This window comes from Elusimicrobiota bacterium (genome assembly GCA_041658405.1).
Classification (GTDB): Bacteria; Elusimicrobiota; UBA5214; order JBBAAG01; family JBBAAG01; genus JBBAAG01.
Genome location: JBBAAG010000007.1, coordinates 1 through 19694 on the forward strand (window position 1 = coordinate 1; position 19694 = coordinate 19694).

1 protein-coding gene is annotated in these 19694 nt (G+C 45.5%); it reads left to right on the forward strand.

Annotation, left to right across the window (positions count from 1 at the left end; all coding sequences use genetic code 11):
* Positions 1–112: 112 nt before the first annotated feature.
* The gene (locus WC955_02445; protein ID MFA5857904.1) at positions 113–19633 is read left to right on the forward strand and encodes a hypothetical protein; all 19521 of its coding nucleotides are present in this window, start codon (positions 113–115) and stop codon (positions 19631–19633) included.
* Positions 19634–19694: the final 61 nt, after the last annotated feature.

Sequence of the window (19694 nt, forward strand, 5' to 3'; positions counted from 1 at the left end):
ATGTGATGAGTATTGGAACCGTAATAGCGGAGCCTCATCTAACCGTTCTGTCCGTGTACGTACGACAGATCCTTATGATGAAATTTGGGGTTATGAGCCAGCGGTTAAGGGTTTGAGTGACGGGCAGGAAACGTTTACCGTGAGGATGGTTAAATACGGTTCATGGGATATTATCGCGGAAGATAATAGCGGGGAAGCTGTGCTATGGTCATCACAGACAATCGCTGGGGTTACCATCAACCGTGATGACGCTGTGAAACTACAGGTATTGTTACCCGGAGAATCAGCGTTGGATGGGCATCCTAATGGGAAGACTGTTACACCGGATACACAGCAGGCAGGGACATCGTTCGTTGTTACTGCACGTGTGACTGATGGTTACTGGAATAAAGTGTTGGTCAACGAACCGACAGTACAGTTGACAATAACCGATACCTACGGGCTTGTAGATAGCGTGTTGCCTTATAATGCGCAAAAACAGTTATCTGCAGGAGAAAATACGTTTAACGTAACATTATTCACTGCGAATACGCATCAGATTACTGTAGATGATGTTGACGGTACGGGAACGTTCTATACTTCTACCACCACAATACGGTTCACAGTAAGCCCGCGGGCAGCAAGTAAATTGCTTGTGCTGCACCCTGGTGAAACCAGAGTACAGGGGAAGTATAACGAGACGCCGTATGGTAAACAAGGGTCGCCTGCAGCGCAGGTTGCCGGGACGGCGTTTACGGTTACAGTCTACTCCTGTGATGCGTATTACAATTTGATAAGTACAAACGTTAATGTTTGGTTGGGTTCCAGTAATAGCGCGGATTATTATGCGTCATATTCGCCGTCAACTTCGACTCTAGTGATAAGCTCGACCTATACTGTGACGCTTAAACGTGAACAAAACACGTTTATCCGGACTTACCACGACGGAGGAGTGACTTTAGTTAACTATCTTTACAATCCGCCGTATACAAATGGCCCTGTGGCGGTAGGGAATAATGCAGCAACGAAGGTGCAGATATTGGTTCCCGGTGAATCCTTGGATCTTGGTTCTTCCACCGGGAAGACCGGGACGCCGAGTGTTCAGGTAGCGGGTACGGAATTCCAGTTGACTCTGCGGTTAGTGGATAGTTATTTCAACCTTGTAGAAACAGGGTATTCTATGCCGACCGCGAGGTTGACTTCTACCGATGGGAATGATGGTGAGGCACCGTATGGCGCGTATGAGGGCGGCGCGTTCGCAGATTCAACGCTTACCAATGGTGTTGCACAACCGGGTTGGATACTGATTACTGCTTCTACAACAGGATGGACTATTACTGCTGATGATATCGCACCGAATAGTTATACTATTGATACCAGTGCAAGTATACCGGTTAAGCCGTATACAACAAATCAGCAGAAATTATTAGTTGTCCTGCCGGGACAGGCTGTGCAACCGGGGACGTTAACCGGGAAGTCGGGCGCGTCTTCATTACAGACCGCAGGTGTGGCGTTCAATGTTACTGCATACGCGACTGATAAATATTGGAACAGAATTAATGATACGTTGTACGGTATAAGCCCAACGCAGGGTATTCCGCTGGTATCTATGTCGGATGATGATGATAACAACAGCGCAGTGGATTCAGAGGCTTTAGAAGATGGTGTTGGGACGTTCAGCATGATGATGGTTACCGCTGGATCGCATACTGTCACTGCAGCGGATACCGACGATTCCGGTGTGGCGTTTGAATCGTATTCAACCATACTTTCAACGGTTCAGGCAAATAGCGCGGTTAAACTACAGGTGTTATTACCTGGTGAAACCGCAGCGCCTGGGAAAGCGCCGTATGATAGTTATACCGGCGGGAAAAATGGTTCTCCGGCTACACAAACTGCCGGGGTGGCGTTTAATGTTACAGTTCGCGGGACAGATAATTATTGGAATATAAGGAATGACGCTACTGCGTTGGTACAGGTTACTGCTGACGACGTGTATTATTCAACACCTTCAGCAATGTCATTACTCGGTGGAACGACAGTTGTTTCTCTGACACTTGTCACGGGTAATATGAATCATACAATTTATGCAGTGGATAGCGATGCGTCGCCGTTAGCAAAGAGTACTTCAACTGCGGTAACAGTTGCTGCGAATGCTTCAGCGCGGTTGCATGTGATCGTACCTGGTGAAACTCTGGAGCAAGGTAAACCGCCGTATGACGGGACGGGTGGGAAACTTGGTTCCGCAACGGTACAGACCGCGGGGATAGCGTTTGATGTAACAGTTTATGGTGTAGATAACTGGTATAACCGCACATCAACTTCCACACTTGTCTGGGTGACAAGTTCGGATAGTTTTGATATTCATCCGTCAAGCCAGACGTTGATACAGGGTACTACAGGGTTCAGGATGACGTTAGTCTCCGCAACTGATGCGGCAAACTGGAATAATTCAGGGTGGAGAATCTATGCATACGGGCGGACAACAATGTATAGTTCAACTTCCGCTGCAGTTGCTGTTACACCGAATCCGGATACTACGGCTACCGCAAGACGGTTACAGGTATTAGTCCCCGGTGAAACTGCGCAGCAGGGTAAAGCGCCATATACTGATAATACCGGAGGGAAGAATAGTAGTGTTACAACTCAGACTGCGGGGACGGCGTTTGATGTTACTGTCAACGCATGTGATTACTGGTGGAACCGGTATACAAGCTTTAATCCGGCGGTAAATCTTGTCCGTAACGATCCTAATGTTCCGACAGCGCTTAACCAGGTACTGGTTAGCGGTACTACAATATATTCAGTTACCCTTGTTACAAAGACGGATTCCGGGTGGACTCTGACAGGTTCAGCTGCGGGATATACCGGATTTACTACACCAAATATTGTGGTGATACCTAATACAGCATCAAAATTGTTGGTACTCATGCCGAACCAGGTGCTCGACCCTGGGACTGATGATGGGCGTGAAACTACTGGTTCAACAACTCAAACCGCGGGGACGGCGTTCCAGGTTACCGTCTATGCTTGTGATAATTGGTTTAACTATCAGCCTATAGAAAGTCCGTCACCGAATTCTGGTGTGCGGCTTGAGACATCTGACCTCTATGACACTCATCCTGCGACAAGAACGCTGGCCAGCGGGACAACAGTGTTTATGGTAACTTGTGTAACTGCGGGTAATGGGAATTATATTACTGTCACAGACACATCCGCACCGATTATGACGGCAAATGTGTCAGATACGTTCACTACATTAGCGGCCGTACCGGATAGGTTGCAGGTGTTGGTACCGAACCAAACCGCGTTACCGGGATCGCCTGCCGGTAAGTCAGGGACTGTCCAGGCACAGACTGCCGGTGTGGAATTCACTGTTACCGTCAACGCCACTGACGCGTACTGGAACCTTGTGGATGATGCGTCGTATGTGCGGATTGATACTTCGGATAATTGGGATATCCATCCTTCAACATCGCAGCTGGTTTCCGGGACAACGCAGTTTACAGTCACACTTGTCTCTGCACGGACAGATCATGTTATCTCTGCAGTCGATACCACAGCGCCGGCTCTTACCACCAGTACAAGTACTGTGGTTACTGTTATACCCAAAACTAATATTGACGGTGAACTTAAATTACAGGTAATCGTTCCTGGTGAAACTGCGGAGCCGGGTAAATGGGATAACAGTATCAATACCTTACCGTTTGGTAAACTTGGGACACCCAGCCAGCAGACTGCCGGTGTACCGTTTACTATTACTGTTAATTTAGTGGATAAATACTGGAACCGTGTATCGCGTAATGCGCCGTTAGTGAGTATTCTCTCTGAAGATCCCTATGATACCGAGCCGTCAAATAAGACATTACAGAATGGGACAACAACGTTTAGTATTACATACTACACCAGCGGGTGGGCAATACAACCGTCAAGCTGGTCTATTACAGTACAGGATGCGGATACAGATACGCCGGAGTATTCTCTTAGTACAAGCCCTAAGATTACGGTTAATCCTGGCCTTGCTAAGAAATTGCAAATAATTGTGCCGGGTGAAACCTGGGTTGCTGGAAAAAATACTGGGCAGCTTGGGAAGTCGGAATCAAGTTCGCCGACTGCACAGGTTGCAGGGACAACGTTTACCGTTACAGTCCAGGCATGCGATGATTACTGGAATGTAAGAAATGATAATCCTGTTGTTACTGTAAACACTGATGATACAAATGATACTGACCCCGGGACTGTTGGGTTGACACAGGGACGCGCGAGTGTTGATGTTACCTTCCTTACTGCAACGGAGACAGGATGGGTTATTAGTTCTCCTCTAGTGGGAAGTTATAGTGCGTATACTTCACCCAAGGTTATAGTAAATCCGGCACCGCCGACACGGTTGTTGTGCATAGTGCCTAATGAAACATATAAGCCGGGGAGTGCGACGGGTAAGACTGGAACTGTTATCGCACAGCGCGCAGGGATTCCGTTTACTGTTACTGCGTTGATCACAGATAATCAGTGGAACGTTGTGCCGTCTACCAGCGCTAGCTTGATGGTTGAGACCGAGGATCCGTATGATATTCATCCTACCACTGCGCCGACATCCAGCGGTGTGCTGTCGTTTGATATGGAATTCCACCGCGCAATACTTGGTTCAACAAGTTATCGTATTACGTTATCAACGGCTTACGGGAATCCGCTTACAAGTTATCAAACTGTGCCTATAGAGTCACAACCGGGGAATTCTGTTAAATTACAATTATTAGTTCCGGGTGAATCCGCAGATGCAGGGTCTTCCACTGGTAAAACCGGGGCGCCAAATACGCAGGTGGCGGATGAAATGTTTAATGTTACGGTTAATGTCGTAGATAAATATTGGAACCTGGTGAGTACTGACACAACTGTTATGTTACGCTCAAGCGATCCGTTCTTTGTAGCGCCCAGTAATAAACCTACTGGTTTAGGGTTTACGAATATCTGGCCTACACTGGTTACTGCGACCACCACAGGATGGACACTCACAGCTTCTACTGCAACGGGTGCAACTAACGGCCATCTGCAGAATAATACATCACCTAATATCAAAGTCTTAGCCGGTGCGCCGTCGAACTTACTTGTAGTATTACCGGGTGAACAGTCACTACCGGGTTCTTCCACAGGGAAGGAAGGGACACCGGCATTACAGACCGCAGGAGTTGCGTTCCCTGTTACTGTATACGCGACTGACCGTAAATGGAACCTCTGTGAATCAACGTCAATTGTGAAGATTACAACCAATGATTTATATGACATTGAGCCGTCAACACAGAGCCTGGTGATGGGGACAACCATATTCTATATTGAACTTGTTACGGCTAATAACGGCACGCAAAGTACGGTGAATAAATATACTACTATTTTCAGTTCTGATGTCAGCCCGATCCCGGATGTTGATAAGTTAATAGCCGGAAATGCTGCTGTTCAGCTGTCACCTGCTACAGCTTCATATCTGCAGTTGCTTATGCCTGGTGAAACGCATATTCCCGGGAAGACACCGTGGTATCCAGGTACAGGTGGCAAAACAGGGACGCCTGCAACGCTTAACGCGGGGACAACGTATTATGTTACCGTCAACGCGTGTGATAAGTATTGGAATATAAATCCTTCAGCGCAGCCGCTGGCAAAGGTGTACACCACAGACGTTTATGATACCGATCCTTTGTCTACTCAGCTTATTCAGGGTTCGAATACTTTTGCTATTAAGCTGCATCGCGCAACGTTATCTCAGGGATTAACCGAGAAGGTTACTGCCTACGCGCAGCATGATAACGATCCTCAACAATATACTCCGTATTTTTCGCCAGGATTTAATGTTACTCCGGAACCCGATGGGCAGGGGATTAGGATATTGTTGATGTTAGTTCCCAATCAGGTTCATGTACCTGGATCAGTTACTGGAAAGACGGGAAGTGTTGTGCAGCAAACCGCAGGGCAGCCGTTTGCAGTAACCGTTCATGCTGTGGATTCGTTTAATAATATAGAACCCGGCGCGCAACCGAGAGTATCCTTAACCTCTACCGATCCTAATGACGGGACAGATTCAGAAACCGGTATTGGGTGGGATATTACGGAACAGCCGCTAGTGAATGGGTCAACTGTGTTTATGGCGAATCTTGTTACTGCGAACACTTCGCATGTACTTACCGCCTGGGATTCGGATGAAAGCGGGACATATTTTGGTTCTGTTCTTTCACCGAGTATTTATACCACACCGGGCACGCCAGTTAAACTACAAGTCGTTCTCCCGGGTGAAACCGCGAAACCGAATACTGCGTCAGGGAAAATCGGGACGCCCGCAATTCAAACCGCAGGGACTAGGTTTGATACTACCGTAAAATGCACGGATGTACTGTGGAACGTAGTTACAGGTGCTAATCCAACAGTTAGGATTGAAACTAATGATGTATACGATACCGAACCCGCGGCTTATCCTTTACAAGACGGGGAAGGGGCGTTTGGGATTACTCTCATCACAGCAAATACGTCGCATAGTATGTGGGCTTATGATACAGGGTTGGTGTATTCAACAGGGACATCCACGATGTTTACAGTTCAAAAGTCTACATGGACACGGTTGTTCGTAATGTTACCCGGTGAAACCTGGATACCTGGTAAGCCGCCATATGATGGTACTGGCGGAAAAAGCGGAACGCCGAATATTCAGACTGCCGGGTCAATGTGTTCTATAACGGTATACGCTACGGATAATTATTATAACCTGAACACAGGAGCTGATAAGATAGTTTCTGTTACAACTACGGATAAGTATGATGATCCTGTAACAGCGCAGGCTGGGTTGAGTTTCGGTGTTGCTAACTTTAACTTAGTAATGGTTACTGCTGATACACAAACAATTACCGCGCAGACAAGCGCTGCGGGGGTTAGTACCGGTACTGCAAATGTTTATATACAACCCTCAACAAAGTCAAGGTTGTTAGTCCTCGCTCCGGGTGAGGTTCAGGAGCCCGGGGAATGGGGTGCTACTGCACCAACTGCTTCTTCACCATACGGTAAAACAGGGACGCCTGTTACTCAAACCGCGGGTGTTGCGTTTAACGTTACCGTAAAATCATGTGACGCGTATTTTAATACTGTATCAGAGACCCCGGTGGTGACATTAGCGACGGATGATAATTATGATACTGAACCTTCAGCGTTTGGGCTCTCCAACGGGATCGGTGTATCAACAGTGACTTTAGTTACAGAAAAACAAACTGTTATCACAGCAACTGCGAATTCGTATACGTCAAACGTGACACAGAGTATCAATGTTAACCCGAATGCACCGAATAAGTTAATCGTTCTAGTCCCGGGTGAAACTGCTGTTAATGGTAAACATAACTCCGCACCGTTTGGTAAAACCGGGACGCCTACAACTCAAACCGCGGGGGTGGCGTTCAATGTTACCGTCCGGTGCGTTGACGATTTCTGGAATATTACAAGCTCTGCGCCGGCGGTATTGACTACATCACAGGATAACTGGGATATTGAACCGTCAACCAGAAGTTTGTCTAATGGTTCTACCACATTTGCGTATACACTTGTCACAGCTACTACCGGCGGGTTTACGATTACCGCGACAGATCAAAATTATGAAAGTAGGCCCGGTGGTGCGTATGCTGCATATACATCCACAAAAGTTGTTGTTATACCTAACACCGTTCGGAAATTACAGGTTCTTGTCCCCGGTGAAAGTATTATCTCAGGGAAGCCGTTTAACGGGAGTTATGATTCAGTATATGGCGGAAAAACAGGGTCTACGTCGTTACAGGCCGCGGGGGTGCCGTTCACTGTTACAGTGACCGCATGTGATGATTACTGGAACCTCGTATCAAGTGAGTACTCGGAAGTAAACGTCGTGTCGTCCGATCCGTGGGATGTGGAACCCATTAACGAAGTGCTTATGGCAGGGACAACCGGGTTCACGTTTACAATGGTTACTGCAAGCACAGTAACCTTCACCGCATCGAATCCGGAAGGTATACGTATGGGCGGGAGTTTGTACGCATACACGTCAAACATTACGACTGTAACCTATAATACCGCGTCGAAGCTGCAGCTCTTACTCCCGGGTGAAACCGCAGTCCCTGGAAAACCTGTTTATACAGATACTACCGGCGGGAAAACGGGTACGCCAAGTAATCAGCGTGCCGGTGTGGCGTTTACCGTAACAGTTAATGCTGTAGATAATTATTGGAACCGTATAGCGAATAATACTACGCTGGTAAACATGCAGACAAGTGATTTATACGACGATGAAGCTGTATTATCAACAAAATCCTTAATCGCGGGGACTACGCAGTTTACCGTAACGCTCGTAACTGCTGATATGGGGCAGACTGGGACGGTATACTACGCTACATCAACTTTAACTGCGTTAAGTAATTCAGGGTATGCGTCATACACAAGCCCGCAGGTGGCGGTATATCCCAACAGCGCGGTTAAGTTGCAAGTATTGGTTGCGGGTGAAACCGCAGTCCCTGGAAAATATGATAACGGTAACAATTCTGCGCCATACGGAAAGTCAGGGACGCCAAGTACTATCACCGCCGGAGTGGGATTCTATACCACAGTTAATGCAGTGGATACCTGGTGGAACCGTGATAATACGTGGAGCCAGTTGGTAACCGTACAGACCTCTGACCCGTATGATAAGGAAAGTATTGCTAACGCGTTATTGTATGGTAAAAACTCGTCGTTCTTAACAGCGCTGGTTTCAGCGTCAAGCACAGCTACTGTTACCGCTACAACCGGTGCGGGGCTTGCTTCTGACCAGTCGCCATACATTACTGTTGTACCGAATACAGTGAAGAAGTTGGTTACATTATTACCGAATCAAACACTGGTTAATGGTAAGAACACACAGCCGGAAGGTAGAACCGGTACCGTGGCATCACAGTATGCCGGGGTTAAATTCCACGCGACTGTTGCTGCGACTGATGATTATTATAACCTCGTGAGTACGGTTAATCATATTATTGAAATGCGTACCACTGATCCTTATGGAATTCCAGGGATTTCTCCAGTATCATACACAAATGCTGATATGTATAACGGTATTGCGATTGCTACGATTACGTTTACTACCGCGAACCAGAACCGCAGGGTTGAAGCGTATGATGGTAATCCAGCGGAGCCTGTGTTAGCATATTCTACGAGTTCATTAACCTGGGTATATCCTGGTGAGGTTAAACGTTTGCAAGTATTACTCCCTGGTGAAGTCGGGTTACCGGGTTCTCCTTCCGGGAAGACATCAGCATTGCCAACTCAGCAGATAGCGGGTGTGCCGTTTAATGTTACCGTAAACGCTGCGGATGAGTATTGGAACCTCACCCCGGCAACACCGACCGTGGTATTGACCACAGCTGACTTGTATGACACAGAACCCGCACCGCAGGCATTGGTGAATGGTTATGGAGTATTTTCTGTGTCATTAGTCACAGCGTCAACTTCAACAGTAACGGTGGCGGATACAGGATTTGTACCGGATCTCGATAATAATACAAGTGCAGTAGTAAATGTTTATCACAACAGCCCTGCAAAACTCGTGGCGATACTGCCTGGGCAAACCTTTGTCCCGGGAAGTTCAAGCGGGAAAACCGGAACTCCTGCAACACAAACTGCGGGGACTACTTTCAATGCTACTGTCCGGGTGGTTGATTCTAACTGGAACTGGATCAATGATCTTAAGGATTTATCATCGAATGATAATAGTGAAGCAACGGTTGATTTTAGCTCACCGCTTGATAATTATGATACCCTGGAGACCGCTCAACAGGTTACCACCAGCGGGCAGGTGATTTTTGTGCCGCAGTTAATCGTGGCATCAACTTCGCATTATCTTACATTTAACACGCGGTCAAGCCCTAGTTATACGGGGTATAATACTTCTGTATTTACGGTCAGGCATAATATGTCTATAACTCATTTACAGGTACTCGTTCCCGGGATGACAAGGGTACCTGGAAAAGTGACTAATGCTCCTGAATCGTTGTGGTACCGCAGCAGTGATGATTATGGTGACGGGCGTACAGGTGCGCCGCGTGCTCAAACCGCGGGGGTGCCATTCCTGGTTACCGCAAATCTTGTGGATTCATTCTATAACCTCGCAAATACAGTGGGCCAGCCGAATGTTAAAATTCAAACATCTGATCCGTATGATACAGAAGAACCTAGCGGGCAGCCGTTGAACCTTGGTACCCGCGAATTTGTTGTTACATTACGGTCAAAGGCGAGTAATAATACGGTTACGGCTTTGGATGATGCACAGATGTACTTACAGAATACTAGCCCGCAGTTTGTGGTGAACTCTTCCGCACCGGTGAAGTTATTGGTCCTGTTGCCAGGGGAACAAGCGGTGTATGGGTCAAGTTATGGGAGGTATGAGGTTTATCGTACGACTCAAATAGCAGGGAACGGGGTTAGTGTGCGCGTAAATCTTGTTGACGCGTATAATAACATTGTGGAAAGCGTTCCTACCGGCCCGATGGTGAGGTTACAGACAAATAACCCGCATCCAAATAATACCATGGATTCTGCTGAATTACAGAACGGGTCGAATCTGTTAACTGTTAATTTCAAAACAGCAGGGACATCGTGGACCGTAACCGCTGTAGATGCGAGTACACCAACGTTGTATGCATCAGGAACGTCGTCGGAGTTTACAATGTATCCGTCAGATGCTTATCGTTTGGGTATAAGCGATGTACCGTCAATTATGACTGCAGGTGAGGCGGTTAATGTCCGTGTAACTGCGTATGACCAATATGAGAATATAGTCGGTACCGGGCCTAAGATATTTAAGGGGCAGGTGTATCTTGATGCGCAGACGTATAGTTCTGATCCGTTGCATAAACAAAATCCTACATTGATGGGGACAAAGATACTTACTGGTGATACGTTAGTAAAACATATCAATTTCTGGCAAACATTTGTTGAGGCAGATAACGGGACGCATATGTTTAATAATACCGCAATCCTCAGAAAAGCGGGCACGCAGTGGATCCGCGCAATCGCAGGGTTTGATGGGTATAACGAAATAACCAAACCTACAGGTATACGCGATGGGTTGCTTAGTAATATTACCGTGCGGCCGGGTGAACTTGCGAATGTTATCGTAGATCCTGTCATAAACGAACAAGTGTCTGCAGGTAGCCCTGCAGAGATCGGGCGTAGGCAGATCACCGGGCAGTTGTCTGACTTGTTTGATAACACAGTCGCTACAACAACAACGGTTAGTTTTGAGGTGTTCAACGTGCGCGGGGCAACGGGGACTATTAAAACTGTGGTGGGAGGGTTGCCGGCAGAGGTTGTGATTTCTACGGTTACTGATACGTTAGGGCGTGCCGGTTTTAGTATTCCTTATTACCTGTTTATATCAACAAAAGCAGGGGATTATTGTCAGGTTAAGGTTTCTGTTTCCAGCAGCGTGTACGGTGTGAGCGGTGTGATGACTACGATAGGCGGTGTGCCGTACAAGATAGTAGTTGTCGATGAACCGGATGAGATATTAGCTGGGATCATAAGTACACCGTTTACGGTTGAACGCCGGGATTATTTTAATAATGCTACGTGGCTGACGAAAAGTAATATTCCGTTGGTTACAAATGCACCGGGGGATAATATTAGCGATCATAGTTTCTATTTACCAGAGGCAGAGGATAACATTCCAATAACTTTTGTGGAGATCTTTGAAGGACAGACACAGGTGCAGTTCAGGTATTCCGATAAATGGGCATCGTACCCGGCAAATGATGACCTGTACCCCGGTAAAGGCGCAGTGGGTGAGTTTGTGCGGCCCTCCACAGGTAAGTGGATTATCACTATGTCTAATGTAGGTAACTGGGTGGAAAATTATCCTATCACCGTGCATCCAAACCAGGTTGCCAAGGTTGGGTTTGACACACCGTCACGTACGCTGCGTGCAGGGTTATTCCGTGATGCTAATACCAATGTTACACAGAAGTTGCAGATAGAGTTGCAGGATCAGTATGGTAACCCGCGGGTGGCAACACAAACCGTAATTGTGAACCTGTTATCGGATTCGTTAGCGAATTATCTTATTGATGATTTCTCTATTCGATACCCGTACTCGTTCTCATTGTCTTCAAATCCGTGGGTACATACTACATCAGTGACGATTGAAGCGAATAATTATTATTCCGACTTCTATTATCGTGACACTCGCGCATCAGATCGGTATAACCCTAAGGGTACAAAACCGACAGTCACAGCGGATGCGCGCGGGTTTAACTCCTCATGGGTGCCCGGTACACAGTTGCAGGTGATTAAAGCGGATTATATTACACAGTTGAATTTTACCAATGCACTGCAGACTTTGAAGGCAGGGGCAACTTCGTATCATAACGTGCAGCTGCAGGATAAGTATGAAAACCCGTCACCGGTTAAGATGACGGATTTTGATGCTATAGATGAACCTTTTGTACGGGTAAACTTGTGGTCGGATTCGTCTGGGCAGGTTAGGTTCTCATCGGGTAGCGCACGGGATTGGCGTAATACTACATATCAATTGCAGATAGCATCGGATTCTTATGACGCAACTGTATGGCATTCAGATACTAAAGCGGGACAGCATAATATTTATGCTTTGGATAATAAAGGGCGAGGGTGGGGTCAGGCGAAACAGGTGGTTACTGTAACACCAGAAATAGTGTCTAAGATTGTCTTTACTACACTGCCACGGCGTTTGATTGCGGGGACTACTATAGAATATTTCCCGGATTATGAAACAGGTTCACAGATTGATACCGTGATGCAGTTGCAGACACGTGATAGGTATGATAATGAATCGCCGGTTACTGAAGATAAAACAATTAAGTTATATTCAACTTCCAAGAATAAGAGGTTTAATGCTACTGCTACGGAAACCGGCTGGTCGGAAGATAAGGATCTTATAATCCAGACCGGGCAAAGCGTTGCGTCGTTCTATTATCAAGATACTATGGTTGCTTCCCCGACTGTCACAGGCACGGAATTTCCTGGTCAGGGTTGGGAAGATGCCCAGCAACAGCAGGTTATTACACCGAATGCTGCAACATATTTCTCTATCAACCATAATTATGAAACAACCGGGCTTAGTGTTGATACCCCCGGGATTATTAGAGTTACCGCGCGGGATAAGAATCAGAATATAGCTACAGGGGATCCTATAAACGGGCAGTATTATACCGGGAAAGTGATGTACTGGACTATCTCAACGACGGCAACAGCAAATCCGCCGATGTATAGATTTACGAAGGAAGATAGCGGTGTATCAACGTTCCTGCTTCAGGATGTTATGCAGGAAAAGTTGATCATCGGTGCAACGGATTATGATGATCATTCAATACACGGTGTTACTAATGACGGGGCGCATTCTTCTGCTGATTTGGATACCGTCGGGGTTCTAATGATTCCTACAGATATTGCGCCGGAAGATGGTGATCAGGATAAGGCGGATAAGGGTATTGCAAAAGCGTTATACCAGGGCCAGGGAACTATGACGGATACTCCAAGCCCTGCAGCTATGATGTTCATGAGGTTAGCTGTTGCTCCTTTGGCAAAAGCTGCAACTAACTATGCGAATTTAACTAGAGTCAGAATATATAAGAAAGGAACGTTGCCGTATAATCAGGTGACAGAAGTTGCATTATACAAAGATAAGAATGGTAACGGTACTTTTGAGGGTGATAAAACACTTAATGACCGTGGTAGTGCATCGGATACTTATTTATGTTCTGCTAAATTTAATGTTCAGGATTATGCTGACTTAGAACTGCCTTCAGTGGAGAAAATAGCAGATGAAGAAATTGTATTATTCATAACAGTTCGTATACCTGTGGATGCCGACCGGGATAAGACATTAGGGGTTGAGGTCAGGGATTCCGGGCATTTGTTTATGACACCAGAATCTACTGCCAAAACAGCGAAGAATAATTTCCCGGCGTTGTCATATGAGTCAATAATATCAGTCCCGCCGGAAAAGGTTAGTGCACTGTCAAAGAGTGTTTCAGCAACTTATATTGACCTAAGCCAGGATGATAAGCCGGTGATTACGGCCTCAGATGTGCCTCAGGGAACGCCGAATGCTGCAATGTTGATGCTTGGATTCTGGACTAAGCAGTTCCCAGGTAGGTTGGATAAAATTAAGGTTATGCATATCGTTGGTGATCAAGGATCGGATACTGATATTAAAGACGTAAAGTTGTGGCTTGATAGTAATAGAAATAAGACATTTGACCCGAACCTTGACGTGCCTGTATCCAAACCTATATCATTTGAGAGTAATGCCGCGTATCTGGATATAATAAATAATACTGAGTATGACCAGATAACGCCGGCGACTAATTATTATTTCATCACTTTTGGATTCAATGATTCTGCTGTGCTTGGTTCAAAACACGCGGCGGAGATATTGTTCCATCCGGATATCGTTCCTATTGATTGTACTATTAATACCGAAAATGCGGAATCTATATGGCCGATGACAAGCGGTAAGGTGACTGTTACCGCAACAAAGGATACGATGGTTGTTAAACCGGTCTTTGTCGGTCAGGGTTCTGCGACTCAGGGGGATAAGGATTTTGTGATGGTAAGGCTGGATATGAACGCGTTGTCGCATACCGTCATATGGAAATCGTTAAAGTTAGATCGCACTGGCGGAGGCGGGGATAGTGATATCAAAGAGATTAATATATATAAAGATTTAACACCCAAGACCAGTGTTGTGCAGCAGATTGAGGTGACGGATACTGTTATATGGGTAAACTCGACAAGAGGATTCCTTGATAATGGAACGCTGGCTATCGGGACTGAAAAAATTAATTATATGTCTAAAGTAAGTAGTAATTCTATGGCCGGGTTCTTAGTGGCTGCAAACGGGCGCGGGGTTGAGAATACAACCGCGCAGGTTCATAAAGTGGATTCTGAGGTAGTAGGCCGGCCGGATGGTATGCTGACAGAATTTGAAACTGCAGGTAAGGCTGGGTTGGCGTCTATAACCAGATACGATACTGCTAAGTTCGCTAATGCTACAGCTGAGGTTAAGATAACCGAAGAAGCTAAATGGAACGAGATAACTATGGAGGGGGTTTCATATTTTGTTACGTTTAATATTGATTATCTCGCAAAGGTCGGGTCAACACGGTTAGGGTTGAAGGTTAATTCAACATCTTACTTCGAAGTAGGCGCTCCGGATCTTGTTTCTACGGAGAATATACCGTTCCCTGCAACCTTATCTCAGATTAATGAGTTTGCTGATGAAGTTGTGTTCAGCGCATATGAACATACTACTTCAACAAAAACTGAGCGCGGGGTTAAATATAACCCGTATACTAATTTGATGCAGGGTTCGAAAAATAATGAGATCATGACAATTAGTGCGGAGGCATCTAATGGTGATGCGTTATGGAAAGGTGTTAACTTTAAGCGTGTAGGGTCGGTTGATTCAAAGGATACTGATGTTGAAAGAGTAACTATCTGGCATGATACTAACAATAATAAGTCATTGGATGATAGTGATATCATGGTAGGGACAGGAACGTTCTATAATCGCGGGAGAGAAAATGATTGTTATATAGAATTTTCATCCAACGCGGTACAGACTGTGTATTCACGGAAGAAACAAGCTGATGATAATATAAGTAATACGTATATTGTTACGATGGACCTCAGCGAGGCTGCTACTCCGGGTGAATCATTGGGGATTTATTATAACCATGAATCATTCTTTGTGTCAAAACCGAACTATATATCCAGTACGACGGTACATTCGCAGTTTACCACGAATTTGCGTAAGGTTATCCCGAGCCCGAGAGAAGTAACTATAAAATCTGAACCTGTTAATTGCATGGTATTGAACGAGATTGTGGATGAAAACATGACGGCGGTCAGCGTTAATTCCACGTCCGGCTTCCCATCGTCGGGATATGTGGTTGTTGATAATGAAGTTATGCTGTATTCCTCGATGACACCTACGAGTTTGTACGGTATATTACGTGCGCAGTTCGAGACCACAACAGTAGCGCATTCTTCCGGTAGTGTTATTGCCGGGTCGATCTCGCAGGGTATGCGCAACGTTCCGTTGTTGAAGATGACGTTATCCTGCGATAAATATTATGTTATGTTGTATGGATTGAAAGTAAACTTGTTCACGACCGGGATTGATAAATTTGTTGATTCTGATGTCGAACGTGTATATGTGTACAAAGATAATGATAATAAAGGAATATTTGACCGTAATGAATACGGTGAAAACCGTGCGGATACTAAAGTCGGTGAAGCTGTCCCGGGCGGTACTTCCGGGGTTAATACTGCGGAAGTTACATTGGAAGATATGAATTATTCGCTGGATACTCTTGATGGTAACGGAAAACGGTATGTGTTGATCACTACCACTCCGACGGTATACTTTATCGCTGCGGATATCAGCCCAACTGCCGTTGAAGGGCATTTCTTCGGTGTGGCAGTCAACAGTAAGGATAATTTTAATACAAGCCAGCAGCATTTGGGGATTGATGTGCCTCATTCCGTTAAGTTAGACAATAATATCAGAAGCGGTACGCCGGGTGTGTTGTCAACGGTTGATAAATTGATAGTTAAAGCGGAGACTATTCTGCCGGCAACTGCTACTCAGGGCGAGAAAAATGTTGCGGTGATGAAACTTAACCTCCAGGCGAGTGATAACGCTGTTATCTGGAGAGGGTTAAAGCTGGATTGTATCGGCGATGTTATTGATAATGATGTCTCTGTTATTAAAGTCTATCGTGATATGAACAATAACGGTAAGTTTGAGAATAAAGGGGTGACACCTATCGGCGTGGTGAAAGAAAAGTATGAGTTAACCGATAAGGATTTAGTGCCGCTTATCGTAGATACTACTGCTATGTTCCAGACAAACAATGGGTTCTTGTTAATAAACCATGAGATAGTCGGGTATAAGAGTTCAACCATGACGCTGGAGTCAACTACACATGGTATGGTGAACAGGTATATCTTTACCGGGATTACCAGAGGATTGATGAAGTCTCCTGTGTATGAGCATGACGTTGATGCGAAAGTTTATGGTATCAATTCTGATGTTGTTACGGATGATGCCGGGTATGCTCCGGGCTTGATCTCAAAAGGGCTTGAACAGTACGTCAGCAAAACCAGTGTACTGACATTCCTTGAACCTCAGGCGATATACAGCAATATCGGAGGGCAGAATTACTTTATTGCGTACGATATTTATGATATGGGTGGGGTAAATAAAAAGTTCGGAGTGTCTCTCGCGGATACAAGTTATTTTATTATTGATACGCCGGATTATGTTAACCCCGCGGATTTACCGATAGAAAGTGCGTTAGCATCTATCGGTGATTATCCTGACCGCGTAACGTTCACGCCTGTTGATATACAGGATTATCCCGCGCCAGTGGTGACACAGGGGGATAAGGATATTGTTATGTGCGCGTTTACGATGAAAACCGATAAGGCTGATGCAGTGTGGACCGCGTTGCAGGTACAGCGTATCGGGACAGGTAACGGGACAACGACGCCGATGACCGGGACTAATAAGGATGTCGGAAATGTAAAAATATATCTCGATGATGATGACAGCGGATTCTGGGAGGTTAATGACAAACTTATTACTTCGGGGATTGATAAGTTCCCGGTAGATGATAATATCGGGCCGAATTTGACATTAACGCTTACTTCACCGCAGATTATTACTCAGGCGGCAAAAAAGTATTTTGTGTTGTACGACATTGCGGATGATGCGCAGGCGGGGGATACGCTTGGTTTAAAAATACCGGATACCGTAAGAATCGTAGTGAATCAGCCGAATACTGTCGCCAGTACGAATATGCCGTTTGAGACACTGGCTAAATCCAAGATTGACCCGATTCAGATCATAGCTACCGGCGATAACCTTGCTCCGGCAGCGGAAATACAGGGTCGGACTGTACCGTTGTTGCAGATTAGGTTAAAAACTAATAAAAACAAGGTTAAGTTAACTGGGTTTACGTTACGGCAGAATGGTTCTATTGAAAAAGCGGGTTCAACCAATTATTATCCGGAATATTATGGTGAAGGGGATCTTACCGAACTAAAAGTGTATCGTGATGTTGATAATGATAATTTGTTTACCTCGACGGATACTCTTGATCCTACCGGCTTGATAGGTTATGTTATTAACAATTCTATTAATTTCAAAAAAGGGTCGGCAAATATTATTTTTAGTACGGCAACTGAGATTTATATTACTTCCGCGGGGAATTCGTTGTTCATCACAGGGACGCTCGGGGCGTATAATGAAAATGCGAATGATAAGACGGAATATATTAATACTGAAAAACATGAGGTGCAAATCGAAATCCCGGGTATTGATCAGTTTATCAGGACGCCAAAATCGTCAGTAGGTAGTTCGAGTTCTGTGTATCCTATAAGGTCGTTAAAGGTGATGATCAAGCATTTGGCAACGCCGGAAGTTCAGTATATTGACGCTGATACTAAGACACCCGGAATACAAACTTTTGCGTGGATTAACAAAACATCGGAAGTTAAGACCGCGTGGAGAGTTGTATTGCCTACTGGTGTTGGGAACGTTGAACTTACCCAGGTGTACTACGCAGTCGGGACGTCGTCTATTGCAGTATTGGATAGTACCGCGTCAGGGGAGTTTAGTTCTAACTCGCAAAGCTGGAAGAAGCTCGATATGTCCAATATTACAGCAGATACTAATATTGAAACCACTGCTAATATGGCGGTATCGTTTAAGCACGGGAAAACGTATTATTTCCACTTAAAAGCATCCGCCAGGTATGTTACATACTTAAGTTCGAGTATCGGGAAGGCTTCTATAATGAAAGTTGAAACAAAAGATAGTGAAGCGAAGCATTGTACTATTAAGATTGACTTAACCCCGCCGTTGAGGCCTGTGAAGCCTGTACCGGAGCATTATACCAGGCAGTTAAAAGTTATTGAAAGTGGCTCATTCGTGGTTAACTGGGTTAGCGCGTTCGACCCAACCCCCGCAGAAATCGCGGTTAATGAGACTGGTTCAGGGATAAAACTATATGAAATACAGGAACGGTCGGATACGAATCCTGTATGGAAAACCATAGAAGTAGTTGATGGGCAGAGTGAGAATATCACTGTGGGTAACTATACAGCGTTTGATGTAAACGGTAATGTTTTAGTCGATGACCCGCGGCCTCAAGGGCATTTCTATTACTATCGTGTAAGAGCGTTGAATAACGCAGGTAGCTGGAGTGATTGGTCGGAAGCGTCAGATCCTGCATCTACGGGCTTGCCAAAAGAGCCTATATCTGATGCGCATGTGTATCCTAACCCTGTAGATTCAAGAAAAGGCGGGGAAGAAGGGAAAGCTAGGATTGCGTATATACTCAACGAAAACGCGGGGGTTACTATTACATTGTATGACTTATTGGGATATGTAGTCCGCCAGTGGCAGATAAACCCGGGGGATGATGGCGCTAAGGTTGGGGCAAATACTATACTCTGGGATTGTAAGAATGAAACCGGTGAGTTCGTGTCAAAAGGCGGATATATTGCCAAAATTGAAGTAAAAGCCGCTAAAGGTACCGTCACACAAATGATTAAGATCGGGTTGGTGCATTAATGCGGTGGAAATATATTTTTTTTGTTGTTGACAAAAAAATGTTTTGTTGCTATTAATATTA